The 13,689-nt window shown below is 74.8% G+C and carries 11 protein-coding genes; 4 read left to right on the top strand and 7 right to left on the bottom strand.

Annotation, left to right across the window (positions count from 1 at the left end; translation table 11 throughout):
- Positions 1-29: 29 nt before the first annotated feature.
- A complete protein-coding gene (locus ACI6PP_RS12405) occupies positions 30-971 on the top strand; it encodes a hypothetical protein (RefSeq protein ID WP_421111902.1) in 942 nt (313 codons plus the stop codon).
- The gene (locus ACI6PP_RS12400; RefSeq protein ID WP_421111901.1) at positions 968-2,320 is read left to right on the top strand and encodes an ABC1 kinase family protein; all 1,353 of its coding nucleotides are present in this window, start codon (positions 968-970) and stop codon (positions 2,318-2,320) included. The genes ACI6PP_RS12405 and ACI6PP_RS12400 overlap by 4 nt, the downstream gene beginning before the upstream one ends.
- A 74-nt stretch (positions 2,321-2,394) precedes the next feature.
- Here ACI6PP_RS12400 and ACI6PP_RS12395 read toward each other — a convergent pair whose 3' ends face one another.
- From ACI6PP_RS12395 to ACI6PP_RS12385, 3 genes are all read right to left on the bottom strand, one after another.
- On the bottom strand, positions 2,395-2,601 hold the full coding sequence (locus ACI6PP_RS12395; RefSeq protein WP_421111900.1) for a hypothetical protein: 207 nt from the start codon (positions 2,599-2,601) through the stop codon (positions 2,395-2,397).
- A 13-nt stretch (positions 2,602-2,614) separates the two neighbouring features.
- Positions 2,615-2,908 (bottom strand): WhiB family transcriptional regulator, encoded by a 294-nt coding sequence (locus tag ACI6PP_RS12390; RefSeq protein ID WP_421111899.1) that lies wholly within the window; start codon positions 2,906-2,908, stop codon positions 2,615-2,617.
- Between the two features lie 147 nt (positions 2,909-3,055).
- Positions 3,056-3,271 carry a hypothetical protein gene (locus ACI6PP_RS12385; protein ID WP_421111898.1) on the bottom strand — a complete coding sequence of 72 codons (216 nt, stop codon included), beginning with the start codon at positions 3,269-3,271 and terminating at the stop codon, positions 3,056-3,058.
- A gap of 163 nt (positions 3,272-3,434) precedes the next feature.
- Between ACI6PP_RS12385 and ACI6PP_RS12380 the strand changes: the two genes are divergently transcribed.
- Positions 3,435-4,064 (top strand): maleylpyruvate isomerase family mycothiol-dependent enzyme, encoded by a 630-nt coding sequence (locus tag ACI6PP_RS12380; RefSeq protein ID WP_421111897.1) that lies wholly within the window; start codon positions 3,435-3,437, stop codon positions 4,062-4,064.
- Between the two features lie 7 nt (positions 4,065-4,071).
- On the opposite strand, the gene ACI6PP_RS12375 is transcribed toward ACI6PP_RS12380, so the two are convergent.
- Positions 4,072-6,144, bottom strand: a complete 2,073-nt coding sequence (locus tag ACI6PP_RS12375; protein ID WP_421111896.1) for an ATP-dependent DNA helicase UvrD2 — start codon at positions 6,142-6,144, stop codon at positions 4,072-4,074.
- 113 nt (positions 6,145-6,257) lie between these two features.
- Here ACI6PP_RS12375 and ACI6PP_RS12370 point away from each other — a divergent pair, with 113 nt between their 5' ends.
- Entirely contained in the window at positions 6,258-6,503 is a 246-nt protein-coding gene (locus tag ACI6PP_RS12370) for a mycoredoxin (RefSeq protein WP_421111895.1), read from the top strand.
- Positions 6,504-6,613: 110 nt separating this feature from the next.
- Here the strand turns inward: ACI6PP_RS12370 and nudC are convergent, their stop codons facing one another.
- The 3 genes from nudC to ACI6PP_RS12355 form a co-directional block, all read right to left on the bottom strand.
- On the bottom strand, positions 6,614-7,507 hold the full coding sequence (gene nudC, locus ACI6PP_RS12365; RefSeq protein ID WP_421111894.1) for an NAD(+) diphosphatase: 894 nt from the start codon (positions 7,505-7,507) through the stop codon (positions 6,614-6,616).
- A 23-nt stretch (positions 7,508-7,530) separates the two neighbouring features.
- Positions 7,531-10,767: a UvrD-helicase domain-containing protein gene (locus tag ACI6PP_RS12360; protein ID WP_421111893.1), complete on the bottom strand. Its 3,237-nt coding sequence runs from the start codon at positions 10,765-10,767 to the stop codon at positions 7,531-7,533.
- The coding region (locus ACI6PP_RS12355) for an ATP-dependent helicase (protein WP_421111892.1) at positions 10,764-13,689 on the bottom strand (2,926 nt) is incomplete at its 5' end. The genes ACI6PP_RS12355 and ACI6PP_RS12360, both read right to left, overlap by 4 nt.

Here is a 13,689-nt window from a genome sequence, read left to right as displayed (position 1 = left end):
GGCCCGCGGCCGTCCACCGGAGGTCCGCCATGCGCCCCGTGCTCCGCCCCGGTTCCGTCGTGCTGCGCCGCGACGCCACCCACCTGCAGGTCGGCACGACGCCGCGCCACGCCCACGTCCTGCGCGACGCGCCGGGGCTGGTCGAGCTGGTCAGGCTGATGGACGGGGTGCGCGACCTCGACGCCCTGCGCGTCGACGCCGCCCGGCACGCGCCGTCCCTGGCCCGCGAGGTCGACGACGTGGTGCACGAGCTGTGCGCGGCCGGGGTCCTCGTCGACGCCGACCAGTGGGAGGTCGCTCCCCCGCCGGCTCGAGCCGAGGCGGCCCACCTCGCGTGCCGTGGCGTCGGCCCCGACGACGGCGCGCGGAGGCTCGCCAGGCGGGCCGCCTCGCGCGTGGAGGTGAGCGCGGGCCCCGGGCTGGCGACCCTCGCCGGACACCTCGTCGACGTCCTCGGCACCGCCGCCGTCCCCTGCGGCACGTCGCGCCACGACGGCACGACGCTGGTCGTCGTGCTGAGCGACCGTCCGAGCCCACGCGAGCCCTTCGAGGTGCTGCAGCACGCGGGCGTCGACCACCTGCCCGTCTTCCTCGAGCAGGGTCGGGCCCAGCTCGGGCCGTTCGTCGTCCCCGGCCGCTCGCCCTGCCTGGGGTGCGCCGACGCCGACCGTGCCGCCTGGGACCCCGCCTGGCCGGCGCTGCTCGCCCAGCTCGACCAGCCGGTGTGCGGGCCGCCCGAGCACGGGCCCGACGGCCTCTCGGCCGTCACCGCACCGATCGTCGCCGCCGCGGTCGCGGCCGAGGTGCTCGCCCACGTCGACGGCGACCCGCCCAGCACCCTGTCGGCGATGCTGACCGTGGGGCCGGGCCCGTGGGACCACGAGTACGTGCCGCTGGGGTTCCACCCACGCTGCGACTGCCGTGGGCTCATTCGGCCAGGTCACCGCCCGACCGCGACAATGGAGGCATGACCGATCGGGACCGCCAGGACGAGGACCAGGACCGCTCAGCCTTCCCCGGTGGTGCGGTCCGACGGACCGCCCGGCTCGCGAGCCTGCCGATCGGGTTCGCCGGACGCACCACGATGGGCCTCGGCCGCCGGATCGCCGGACGTCCAGCCGACGCCGTCCTGACCGAGGTGCAGCGGCGCACCGCCGAGCAGATCTTCAGCGTGCTCGGCGAGCTCAAGGGCGGCGCCATGAAGTTCGGGCAGGCGATGAGCGTGTTCGAGTCGGCCCTGCCCGAGGAGGTCGCCAAGCCCTACCGCGAGACGCTGCGCAAGCTGCAGGACTCCGCGCCGCCGATGAGCGGGCGCGCCGTCCACCGCGTCCTCGCCCGCGAGCTGGGTGAGGACTGGCGCGACAAGTTCGAGCGCTTCGACGACGTGCCGGCTGCGGCCGCGTCGATCGGACAGGTGCACCGAGCCCGCTGGCACGACGGCCGCGAGGTGGCCGTCAAGGTCCAGTACCCCGGCGCCGCACGGGCCCTGGAGTCCGACCTCAAGCAGATCTCGCGCATCGCCCGCATGTTCGCGGTCCTCGCGCCCGGGCTCGAGGTGAAGCCGTTGGTGCAGGAGCTGCGCGACCGGATCATCGAGGAGCTCGACTACGACCTCGAGGCGCAAGCCCAGCAGCAGTTCGCCGAGGCCTTCGCCGGCGACCCGGACATCGACGTGCCCGAGGTGCTCGCCCACTCGAACGCCGTGATCGTCTCGCGCTGGCTGGAGAGCTCGGGCTCGCTCGCCGCCCTGATCGACGCCGGCACCCAGGAGGAGCGCGACCACTTCGGTGAGGCCTACGTGCGGTTCCTGTTCGCCGGTCCCGAGCGGGTGGGCCTGCTGCACGCCGACCCGCACCCCGGCAACTTCCGGATCCTCGCCGACGGTCGCCTCGGCGTCGTCGACTACGGCGCGGTGGCCCGGCTGCCCGGGGGCGCCCTGCCCGCCGCCACCGGCCGGTTGCTCCGCGCGGCCGTCGACGACGACTACGACGCGGTCGTGCAGGGCCTGCGCGACGAAGGCTTCATCAGGCAGAGCACCAAGATCGACGCCGACGTCATCCGCGACTACCTGGCGCCGTTCGTCGAGCCCGCGCAGACCGAGACGTTCCGGTTCAGCCGCGCCTGGATGCGCGAGCAGTTCGTGCGCGTCAGCCGTCCCGACAGCGACGGCCTGGGCACCGCGATGAAGATCAACATGCCTCCGGAGTACCTGCTAATCCACCGCGTGTGGGTCGGCGGCATCGGCGTCCTCAGCCAGCTCGAGGCCGAGGCGCCCTTCCGCGACATCCTCGCCCGGTCCCTGCCCGGCTTCGCGGACTGACCCGCCCTCGGACAGCACGACGCCCCGACCACCGCTGGTGGTCGGGGCGTCGTCGTCGGTGCCTCGGGATCGGGTCAGATCATCCGGGCGAGGTGCAGGCGTGCTTGCATGGCGGCACGCTCCGCCCGGCGGGTGAGGCGCTTGGCGCGGAGCAGCTCGACGCTGCGCCGCTCGTGATGCGCCCGCTCGAGGCGCTCGAGACTCTGTGCTCGAGCGAGCTCTTCATGCATGAGGTTCATGGTGGTGCTCCTGGTCGATGAGGTCTGGTTCGTGTCGGTCATGGATCGGTGGAGGTCAGGCGGCGACGGGGTTCTTGCGAGGGCGCCCGCGCGGACGCTTGCGTGGGATCACCACGCCGCGCAGGAACAGCTCGCCACCCCACACACCCCACGGCTCGGCCCGGTCGAGGGCTCCGGCGAGGCACTCCCGACGCACGGGGCAGTCCAGGCACAGGGCCTTGGCCACCTCGACGTCCTGGGGCGTCTCGGCGAAGAACAGCTCGGGGTCCTCTCGCAGGCAGGGCACGGTGTCCGGGTCGCGGACGCCGTCCACCACCGAGGGGATGCTGTCGATGACGCTGGTACTCATGTCACCTCCTCCACGAGGTCGGTCTGGTCGCTGGCTGCAGGTGCTGGTCATGGGCTGCTCGTGGTCTGTCGGGGCCGAGAAATCACAAAGGCCGCGGATCCTCTGGTGAGGGTCCGCGGCCTGGGGTGCCGGTCTGATCGTGCCGATCTAGACAGGTGGACCCCAGGTGGACAGACCCTGGTGGGCATCGAAGGTGCGCTCGTCGCTGGACATGGCTCCGCCATTGCCGAAGGACGTGAACGCGATCGTGGTGCCGCCGGCCGGACGGACGTCCGAGCCGGTGCCGAGGCACACCTCGGGCAGGAGCGGACGCACGGGCAGCACGGCGTACGCCGGGCTCCAGGTCTTGGTGGTGATCTCCATGGGGTCCGCCTCCTTCCGGTGAGTGCGTGTCTCACGACAGTGAGCTGATGGGCGTGACGTTACTGCCCCCCTTCGCGGGGTGGCAAACGAATTAACGACCCATTCTTGAAAACTTCGGACCCACCCCGTAACGGGACGGGGCGGACGCCCGATGATGCTCCCCATGGACCTGTGGGACGACCTCGCCGACGAGCGGCGCGCCATCGCCGACCTGCTCGAGTCGCTGACGCCCGAGCAGTGGGCCACGCAGACCCTGTGCGAGGCGTGGGACGTGCACGCGATGGCCGCGCACCTGGCGGTGCCGTGCACGTTCTCCACCCTCGAGATGGTGACGACGATGGTCCGGGCCCGGGGCAACCCCGACCGGCTGTCGGTGCTGATGGCGGCCCGCCGGGCCGAGCTGTCGCCGGCCGAGCTCGTCGCGCTGCTGCGCGAGAAAGCCGGGGCGCGCAAGGCGCCACCGATCGTGGGGGTCCTCGGTCCCTACACCGACGCCCTCGTGCACACCCAGGACGTCATGGTGCCCCTCGACCTGAACGACGACCGTCCCGCGGTGCGCTGGCTGCCGTCGCTGGAGTTCCTGGTGTCGCGGCGCGCACGCGTCGGCTTCGTCGCCGCTCCCCTGCCGGCGGTGCGGATGGAGGCCACCGACATGGGCTGGGCGCACGGCGCAGGCCCCGAGGTGCGCGGCACCGCCGCCGACCTGGCGCTCGCGATGCTGCGCCGGACCGCCCGGCTGGACGCGCTCACCGGCGAGGGCGCACCCGTGCTGCGCGAGTGGGCCGCCGCCTGACGACCCGTCAGCCGGCCGGGACGCAGAGCGCGAGGACGTCCTCGCCGTAGCGCTCCAGCTTGGTCCTGCCCACGCCGGGGATCTTGAGCAGCGCGAGGTCGTCGGCCGGGCGGGCCTCGGCGATCGCGGTGAGCGTGGCGTCGGTGAAGACCACGTACGCGGGCACCTTCTGCTCGGTGGCCTGCTCGGTGCGCCAGGTGCGCAGCGCCTCGAACAATTGCTCGTCGTAGCTGGCCGGGCAGTCCAGGCAGCGCCCGATCTTGCGCTCGGCGCCGGACGACAGCACCGCGTCGCAGACCCGGCAGTGCGCCACGGTGCGCTCACGACGCTTCTTCGGGCGCTGACCCGCGATCCCGCCCCCGTCGGCGTCGGGCGGGCGCAGGCCGTCGAGGAACCGGCTGGCGCCGCGCTTGCCGCGCCCACCGGGCGTGCGAGCGGCCGCCCACGAGACCCGCAGGTGGCGACGGGCGCGCGTGATGCCGACGTAGAACAGCCGGCGCTCCTCCTCGACCTTCTCGGGCGTGGTCGCGTAGACGATGGGGACGGTGCCCTCGTGCATGCCCACGCAGAACACGGCGTCCCACTCCAGGCCCTTGGCGGTGTGCAGCGTGGCGAGGGTGACGCCCTCGGCGACGGGCGCGTGCGACTGCTGGGCGCGGCGCTCGAGGTCGGCGACCAGCTCGGCGAGGCCGGCGGACGCGTCGGCGTCGCGCATCTCGGTGGCCATGGACACGATGGCGTGCAGGGACTCCCAGCGGTCGCGCTGGGCGCCCGCGGCCGACGGCGCGGTGGACGTCCAGCCCATCGACGACAGCACGGCGGTGGTCTCCTCGACGAGGTCGTCGCCGGGCGAGCCGGCGCGGGCCTGCCCGCGGAGCAGCGTCACGGCCTGACGCACCTCGGCGCGCTCGAAGAACCGCTCGACGCCGCGCACGACGTACGGGACGTGGCGCGCGGCCAGTGCCTCCTCGTAGGCCTCGGACTGGGCGTTGATGCGGAACAGGACGGCCATCTGGCTCAGCGGCACACCGGAGTCGCGGAGCCTGAGGATCTCGGCGGCGGTGGACTCGGCCTCGGCGACCTCGTCGGCGTAGCCGGCGTAGGCCACGTCGGGACCGGCCCCCTGCTGCGACTGCAGCACGACGCCCTCGCGCCGTCCCTTGGCGAAGACCTGGTTGGCCGCCGACACCACCTGCGGGGTGGACCGGTAGTTGCGCACCAGCTCGAGTCGCTGCGCGCCGGGGAAGCGCTTGGTGAAGTCGCGCAGGTGGCTGGGCGAGGCGCCGGCGAAGGAGTAGATGGTCTGGAGGGGGTCGCCGACCACGCAGAGGTCGTCGCGGCCGCCGAGCCACTGGTCGAGCAGCGCGGCCTGGAGCGGGTTGACGTCCTGGTACTCGTCGACGACGAGCCACTTGTACTGGCGGCGGACGGTGGCCGCCACGCGCTCGTCCTGCTCGAGGATGGCCGCGCAGCAGAGCAGGACGTCCTCCATGTCCATGCGTCCCCGCTCGCGCTTGACCTCCTCGTAGGCGGCGAAGACGTGCGCGACGGTGGGCGCGTCGACGGCGTCGATGGAGCGTCCGGCCGCCCCGGCGAGACGGACGTAGTCGTCGGGGCGGACGTTGGAGACCTTGGACCACTCGACCTCGGACGCGAGGTCGCGCAGCAGGGCGCCGTCGCCCCGCACGCGGCAGCGCCGCGCGGCCTCGGCCAGCAGCGAGAGCTTGGACGCGGTCAGCTCGGGCAGGTCGCCGCCGAAGACCTGGGGCCAGAAGTAGCGGGCTTGGCGCAGCGCAGCGGCGTGGAAGGTGCGGGCCTGCACGCCGTCGGCACCGAGCGCGCGGAGCCGTCCGCGCATCTCACCGGCGGCGCGGGCGGTGAACGTGACCGCCAGGACCTCGGTGGGCGTGTAGACGCCCGAGGCCACGCCGTAGGCGATGCGGTGGGTGATGGCCCGGGTCTTGCCGGTGCCTGCTCCGGCGACGACGCAGACCGGCCCGCGCAGGGCCAGCGCGACCTCGCGCTGCTCGGGGTCGAGCGCGGCCAGGAGGTCGTCGGCGGTGGGCGCCACGGTGCTCACGCGATGGGCTCCTCACGGGGTGGAATAGGGTCGCCGGACGCCGGCGTTGAACCGGTGACGAGGCCAGGGGACTGGCCGCTCATCCCAGCCTAGACGCCGGAGGCGACACTCAGATGGCCGCACAGTTCACGCTCTACTCGACCCCCTGGTGCGGCTACTGCCACCGCCTGAAGGGCCAGCTCAAGCGCGACGGCATCACCGACTTCGACGAGGTCGACATCGAGCAGCAGCCCGAGGCCGCGCTCGTCGTCGAGCAGGCCAACGGCGGCAACCAGACCGTGCCCACGCTCGTGTTCGCCGACGGCTCCGCGCTGACCAATCCCTCGCTCGCCCAGGTCAAGGCGAAGCTCAGCGCCTGACGCGACGTCCTGAGGCGTCCCGCGCCACGTGGGCAAGGCGCCGTCACGAAGACGAGCTGGGTTCGCTCGTCGAGTGACGAGCAACGCCGCCCACGGGGATGCGGGGGGCCTCAGGCCCACTCGCTGGGGAGCTCGCCGCCGTACCAGCCCTCGATGAGCCAGCGCGAGATCGACAGCCGGCCGGGCAGGACGACCGAGCCGTCCACGCAGGCGGCGGCGAGGTCGTGGCGCGAGAACCAGCGTGCCTCGGCGATCTCGACGCCGTCGACGTTGATGTCGAAGGCGTCGGCGACCGCGTAGTAGCCGAGCATCAGGCTGGCCGGGAACGGCCAGGGCTGGCTGCCGGCGTAGACCACCTCGCCGACTCCGACGCCCGTCTCCTCGGCGATCTCGCGGCGCACGGCGTCCTCGAGCGACTCCCCCGGCTCGACGAAGCCGGCCAGCGTGGAATACCGGCCGTCGGGCCAGGCGGCCTGGTGGCCGAGCAGCGCGCGGTCCTCGGCGTCGGTGACGAGCATGATGACGGCGGGGTCGCTGCGCGGGAAGTGCGTGGCTCCGCAGACCGGGCAGCGGCGCACGTGCCCGGCCTCGGCGGCCTCGGTGCGCGCACCGCACCGGCTGCAGTGGGGGTGCGTGCGGTGCCACTGGGCGACGCCCACGGCGTGCGCGGCGAGGCCCGCGTCCACGGCCCCCAGCACGGGCGCGAGCATCCGCAGGCTCTGCGGTGCCAGCTCCTGCGGCACCTCGTCGACCACCACCGCGAAGCGCTCGGTGCCGTCGTCGGCGCGGCCGAGGTAGATCCGGTCGCCGACGGCGTCGACGTCGGCCGACGGACGCCACGCGAGGTCGTCACCATCGGTGGCGACGTGCTCGCCGGCCACGACGAGCACGCTCGCGTGCTCCCAGCGTCGGTCCATCTCGGCGACGTCCTTGCGCGCCTCGGACGCACGGTCGTGCCAGTCGTTCGCGAAGGTGAACAGGGGCGGCGTCACGCGGTCGGGCACGCCCCCGAGGGTATGCCGGGGGCTCAGGGCGTGCCGCCCCGGCCGGTGTCGGACAGCACGGCCTCGAGCTCCGCGCGGCCTGGCAGGCCCGCGGGCCGGACGACCTCGTCGCGCCGCACGTAGTAGAAGGCGGCGTCGACGTCGCCCGGGTCCACGCCCTGCGCCTCGGCCCAGGCCAGGCGGTAGACCGCCAGCTGCCACGGGTCGGCATCGGCCCGACGGCTGGTCTTCCAGTCGACGACCTCCCAGCCGTCCGGCCCCTCGTAGACCGCGTCGATGCGGCCGACCACCTGGCGGTCGCCGATCCAGGTCGAGAACGGCACCTCGACGGCGAAGGGGTCGCGCGAGCCGTACGGGCCCGCGGCGAACGCCTCGGTGAGCGCGGCGAGCTCGGCCTCGTCCTCGATGTCCTGGTGGTGCCGGCCGGGCAGGTCGCCCTCGTCGAGCAGGAGCTGCTGGCCCAGGTGGGCCTCGATCCAGGCGTGGAACCGGGTGCCGAAACGCGCCGACGCCGCCGGGGGGCGCGGCATCGGACGGACGAGGTCGCGCACGAAGCCCTTCTCGTCGCGTCGCAGGCGCATCAGCGCGGTGGTGGACAGCGACGCGGGCAGCGGCACCTCCACGACGTCGGCCTCGGCGTCGGCCGCCTCGGCGAGGAGGCGGGGCAGGTCGGCGTCGATCTGCTCGAGCCGTCGCCACGCGTCGGCGCTGTCGGCGAGCCGTCGGTCGGGTTCGGGGAGCGCGGCCGGCTCGACGCCGGACCCGACGTGCGCCGCCACGGCCTCGGCGGCCGCGCGCCGGCGGTCGAGCCACGGGCCGTGCGGCGAGGACGGCCAGCTGACCGCCTCGGCCTCGGCCGCGAGCGGGTTGGGGGTGCCCACCGCAGGCGTCTCGGCCCAGCGCTCGGCGTCGCGCCCGCGGTGGCGCAGCCACTGCCGGACGGTGGTGAGGTAGGCCGACGGTCCGCGCGGCTTGACCTGGGTACGACCCCAGACGTGGCCGGAGACCACGAGCTCGTGGCGCGCCCGGGTGAACGCGACGTACCCCAGGCGCAGCTCCTCCATGGCGGCGTCGTCGCGCCCCTCCTGGTGGTAGGCGTCGATGCCCGCGCGGGTCCACTCGTGGACGTCGGGCTGCAGGTGGGCGTCGCCGCGCAGTGCCGCGGGCAGCTCGGACGCGGTGCGGGTCCAGCGCGGCCGGGCCTTGGCCGAGGGGAAGACCTGCTCGGACAGGAACGGCACGAGGACGACGTCCCACTCCAGGCCCTTGGCCTTGTGGGCGGTGAGCACCTTGACCGAGTCGTCGGCCGACGGCGTGGCGACCTCGAGCCCGTCCTCGTAGTCGTCCTCGGCGCGCAGGTAGGCCAGCAGGGCACCCAGGGACGCGCCGGGCTCGCGGGCCTGGAACTCCCCCACGACGTCGACGAACGCGGACAGGTTGTCGCGGGCGACCTCGCCCGTCGGTCCCCCGCGGGCCCCGAGCTCGACGTCGAGGTCGAGCGCGGTGACCACCCGGCGGGTGAGGTCGGCCAAGGGCTCGCCGACGTGCCGACGCAGGCCGCGCAGCAGCGAGGCCAGCTCGGAGACGCGCTCGGCGGCCTCGGCCGAGTAGCCCGTCTGGCCCGGGTCGTCGACGGCCTCGTACAGCGCGAGCACCTCGGACGGGTCCTGTCCCTGGACCGCTCGGAGCATCGTGGTGGCAAGGTCCTCGTCGCCGGCCGGCGCCCCGCCGCCGGCGAGCTGACGGGCGCGGCGGCCGAGGAGTGCGAGGTCGCGCGGGCCGAGGTTGAAGCGCGGGCCGGTGAGCAGGCGCAGCAGCGAGCCGTTGGCGCAGACGTCGCCGAGGACGTCGAGGGTGGCACGGACGTCCTGCACCTCGGGGGTGCGCAGGAGACCGGCCAGGCCGACCACCTCGACGGGGATCCGTCGCGCCCGCAGCGCGGCGACCAGCGAGGCGATCTCGGACTTCTCGCGCACCAGCACGGCGGCACGCGACCAGCGGGGCCCGTCGCCGTCGGGCTCGGGCAGCGCGGCGACCTGGTCGGCCACCCACTCCACCTCGTCGGCGACGGTCGGCAGCAGGGCGGCGCGGACGGTGCCGGTGGCGGCCTCGGGCGGCGCGACGAGCGGCTGCACGTGCTCGGACGTGGCGTAGTAGGGGGCGGCGAGGGTGTTGGCGACGTCGAGGACCTCGGCGGCGCAGCGGCGGTTGACCCGCAGCCCGTGCGCCGCCCCGGTGGCGCCGTCGGCGGCCGGGAAGTCGTCGAGGAAGCCGGTGAGGTTGTCGGCCGCGGCGCCGCGCCAGCCGTAGATGCCCTGGCACGGGTCGCCGACGGCGGTGACGCTGTGCCCGCGTCCGCGGGCGACGTCGGCGCCGGAGAACAGTCCCTGGAGCATGTCGCGCTGGGCCACCGAGGTGTCCTGGTACTCGTCGAGCAGCACGACCTCGTAGCGCTCGCGCTGGGCGCTGGACACCTCCGGGCACGACAGCGCGAGCCGCGCACCCCAGGCCATCTGGTCGGAGAAGTCGACGACGCCGGCCTGGGCCTTGGCCTGGCGGTAGAGCTCGACGAACGTCAGCAGCTCGTCGCGCTTGTGCGACGCCGCGACGACGTCGGGGACGTCCTTGACCGGCTCGTCGAGCCCGGCGAGGTGGGCGCGCAGCTCGCGGCCCCAGGCGCGGACGACCTCGGGGTCGACGAGGTGGTCGGCCATCTGGCCGTCGAGGGCGAGGACGTCGGAGACGAGGGTGGGGACGTGCGTGGTGAGGTGCTCGACGCGCCCGCGGTGCGAGGTGACGGCACGGATCGCGCGCTGGTGCCGCGACGCGTCGGAGACGACCTGGAGATCGGGCTCGTAGCCCAGCAGCGGTCCGAACTCGGCGATCAGGGTGCCCGCGTAGGCGTGGTAGGTCGAGACCGTGGGCGAGCCCGCCTCGTCGAGGAAGTCGGCGATGCCGGCGTCGTCGGCGAGCAGCTCGAGCGCGCCCCGGACGCGCTGGGCGAGCTCGGCGGCGGCCTTGGTGGTGAAGGTCAGGCCGAGCACCGACCCCGGGGCGACCTCGCCGCGGCCGACCAGCCAGACGACGCGGGCCGCCATGACGGTGGTCTTGCCCGAACCGGCACCGGCGACCACGACGCACGGCGCGTCCTTGGGAGCCGTGATGGCCGCGAGCTGCTCGTCGCTGAACCGGACGCCGAGCACGCGGCACAGGTGGTCGACGTCGCGCAGCAGGCGGGTACGGACGCCGGTGCCGGTCATGCGGGTTCCTCCGAGACGGTGGGAAGGACGGTGCGTCCCTCGGGCTGGGCCGGGCAGACCGGCTTGAAGGTGCAGAAGGCGCACGCCTTGTCGTTCGGCGTGGCCGCGAACACCTCGTCCCGGACGCTACGGGTGGCCTCCGACAGTTGTGTGACGACCGCGAGCGGGGCGTCGTCGCGGGGCCCGTCCTGCGGCTGGACCGCGGGGTGCAGGGGCAGCCGGGCGCCCGCGGGCAGGCGGAGGTGGACGAGCTCGGCTCCCCCGGACCGCGCCGGGCGGCCCAGCACGCCGTCGACGGCGCCGTGCTCGACGGCGGCCTGGTAGACGCCGAGCTGGGGGTGCGCGGCGAGCTCGTCGCCCTTGACCTTGTTCTTGCCGGTCTTGAAGTCGACCACGCGCACCAGGCCGTCGACGTCGACCTCGACCCGGTCCATCGACCCGCGGAGCACGACGGTGTCGTCGCCCACAGGGATGCTCACCTCGAACGAGAGCTCCGCCGCGACCGGGGTGCGGCCGTCCTGGGCCCGGTGCCACTCGACGAGGCGCTGCACGGCCAGGACCGCCTCGCGGCGCTCGCGCACCGAGACCCAGGGCGCCTGGAACGCCATCGCGTCCCACACCGTCTCGAGGTGGGCGGCGAGGGTGGTGGCGTCGGCCTCGCGGTCGCCGCGGACGAGGTCGGCGGCGAGCGCGTGGACGAGCAGGCCGAAGCCCTGGGCCGAGCTGCTGGCGGACTCCCCCTTGGCCTCGTGCCGCAGGAACCACGACAGCGGGCAGCCGACGAGCCCGTCGAGCGCGCTGCCCGACAGCTGCAGCGGCTCGTCGGCGGGCCGCACGGGCACCTCGGAGCGCGTGACGTCGCGGACGCCCCACCAGCGGGAGGGACGCGCGGCGGCCGCGCCCTCGTGGCCGCTGGCGGCGAGCACGGCGAGGCGGGCGGCCGCCGCGTCGCGGACGTCGGCGTCGGGCGAGCCCTCGGCCAGGGACCTCAGCTCGGCCACCACCCCGCGCAGCGACAGCGGTCGCTCGGGACGCGCGAGGGGCGGCCCGGGCGGGACGGTGGCGTGGCGGCGCAGCTCGAGCAGGAACCGGGACGGCTGCTGGCCGTCGTCGGCGGCGCTCTCGACCGCGGTGACCACCAGACGCGCACGGGCGCGGGTGCAGGCGACGTAGAACAGCCGGCGCTCCTCGGCCAGCCGGGCGAGGTGGCCGGGTGCCACGACGGTGTCGGCGACGCCGCCGACCGACACGAGCCGCTCGGGCTGGAGCAGCGAGCCGCGGTGCCGGACGTCGGGCCACACCTCCTCCTGGACGCCGGCGACGACGACCAGCGACCACTCCAGGCCCTTGGAGCGGTGGGCCGTCATCAGGCGCACGGCCTCGCGTCGGACGCCGCGGTCGGCGAGGGTGTCGGCCGGGATCTGCTGGGCGCCGACCTCGTCGAGGAACGCCTCGACGCCACGACGCCGCCGCTGCTCGTCGGCTCGTGCCGCCACGGAGAACAGCGCGCAGACGGCGTCGAGGTCGCGGTGGGCCGCGCGGGCGTCGTCGCCGCCGTGGTCGGCCTGCGCGCGGAGGCGACGGGCCCACGCGCTGGCGTCCCAGAGGCTCCACAGCACCTGCTCGGGCGGCTCGTGCGCCTCGACGAGGGCCTTGGCGGCGTGCAGCCGGGTGGCTGCCTCGCGGGCGCGCTCGGCGGGCTGTCCACCCCCGGCGTCGACCGCGAGGGCGAACGCCAGGGGCTCGGCCAGCGCCTCGGCGAGCAGCTCGGCCGACGGCCGCGCGACGGTGCGCTCGTCGGCCGCGGCGTCGATGCGGCGCAGGGTGCGGCCCAGGCGACGCAGGGCGGTGGCGTCGAGTCGACCGAGCGGCCCGGTGAGGAAGTCGACGACCTCGGAGGGGTCGAGCGGCGCGACCTCGGCGCGGTCGGGACGGCGGGCGAGCCGGGCGGCGAGCCTGAGACCGAGCAGCAGCGGCGCGACGGCCGGCTCGGACCGCAGCGGCACCTCGTCGCCCGCGATCTCGACCGGCACGCCCGCGGCGGCGAGCGAGCGCTGCAGGCGCGGCACCGACAGCGACGCCGAGCGCACGAGGACGGCCATCTCGCTCCACGGCACGCCGTCGTCGAGGTGGGCGCGGCGCAGCAGGGTGGCGACGTGGTCGGCCTCGGCCGCGGGCGTGCGGAACGTCTGGACGACCACCTCGCCCGGCTCGGCGGCCGACGGAGTGGGCGCGCGGAACGCGGCGAACGTGGCGGCGTCGACACCGCCGGTGGCGCCGAGCCCGGCCACGATCGACCGGGTGGCCGCGGCGATGGCGGGGCCGAAGCGTCGCGCCGTGGTGAGCGAGAGCGTGGGGGCCGGCCCGGCCGCGGTGGCGAAGTCGTGGGCGAAGGACCAGATGCCGCCCACCTCGGCGCCGCGGAACGCGTAGATGGACTGGTCGGGGTCGCCGACGGCGACGAGGTCGCGACCGCCCGCGACGAGCGCGCGCAGCAGCGCGACCTGCGCCGGGTCGGTGTCCTGGTACTCGTCGACCACCACGAGGTCGAACCGGCGGGCCAGCGCCGGGCCGGTCACGGGGTCGGTGGCCAGCAGCCGCGCGCGGTGCACCAGCTCGGCGTAGTCGAGCAGGTTCTGCGCGTCGAGCACCTGCAGCACCTCCTCGTGGAACGCCGCTGCGACCTGCCAGTCGGGACGCTCCTGCCGCTCGGCCAGCGCACGGACCTGCTCGGGGTCGAGGCCGTGCGCGCGGGCGCGGGCGAAGAACGCCTGCAGCTCGCGGGCGAACCCGTGGGTGCGCAGCGCCGGACGCAGTCGCGCGGGCCACGACGAGGCGACGGTGGACTCCGCGCCGCCCATGAGCTCGACGATCCGGGCGTCCTGCTCGGGTGCCGAGAGCAGGGTCATCGGGTCGGCGAAG

The sequence above is a fragment of the Solicola agrisoli genome, assembly GCF_049059935.1.
Lineage (GTDB): Bacteria > Actinomycetota > Actinomycetes > Propionibacteriales > Nocardioidaceae > JAURVT01.
This window is presented reverse-complemented; position numbering and strand designations above follow the sequence as displayed.

What these genes read in the sequence shown, in the direction of transcription:
- ACI6PP_RS12390 (WP_421111899.1), bottom strand. Translation starts at nt 2,908, where the DNA reads ATGAGTACCAGCGTCATCGACAGCATCCCCTCGGTGGTGGACGGCGTC.
- ACI6PP_RS12405 (WP_421111902.1), top strand. Translation starts at nt 30, where the DNA reads ATGCGCCCCGTGCTCCGCCCCGGTTCCGTCGTGCTGCGCCGCGACGCC.
- ACI6PP_RS12395 (WP_421111900.1), bottom strand. Translation starts at nt 2,601, where the DNA reads ATGACCGACACGAACCAGACCTCATCGACCAGGAGCACCACCATGAAC.
- ACI6PP_RS12370 (WP_421111895.1), top strand. Translation starts at nt 6,258, where the DNA reads ATGGCCGCACAGTTCACGCTCTACTCGACCCCCTGGTGCGGCTACTGC.
- ACI6PP_RS12380 (WP_421111897.1), top strand. Translation starts at nt 3,435, where the DNA reads ATGGACCTGTGGGACGACCTCGCCGACGAGCGGCGCGCCATCGCCGAC.
- ACI6PP_RS12360 (WP_421111893.1), bottom strand. Translation starts at nt 10,767, where the DNA reads ATGACCGGCACCGGCGTCCGTACCCGCCTGCTGCGCGACGTCGACCAC.
- ACI6PP_RS12385 (WP_421111898.1), bottom strand. Translation starts at nt 3,271, where the DNA reads ATGGAGATCACCACCAAGACCTGGAGCCCGGCGTACGCCGTGCTGCCC.
- ACI6PP_RS12400 (WP_421111901.1), top strand. Translation starts at nt 968, where the DNA reads ATGACCGATCGGGACCGCCAGGACGAGGACCAGGACCGCTCAGCCTTC.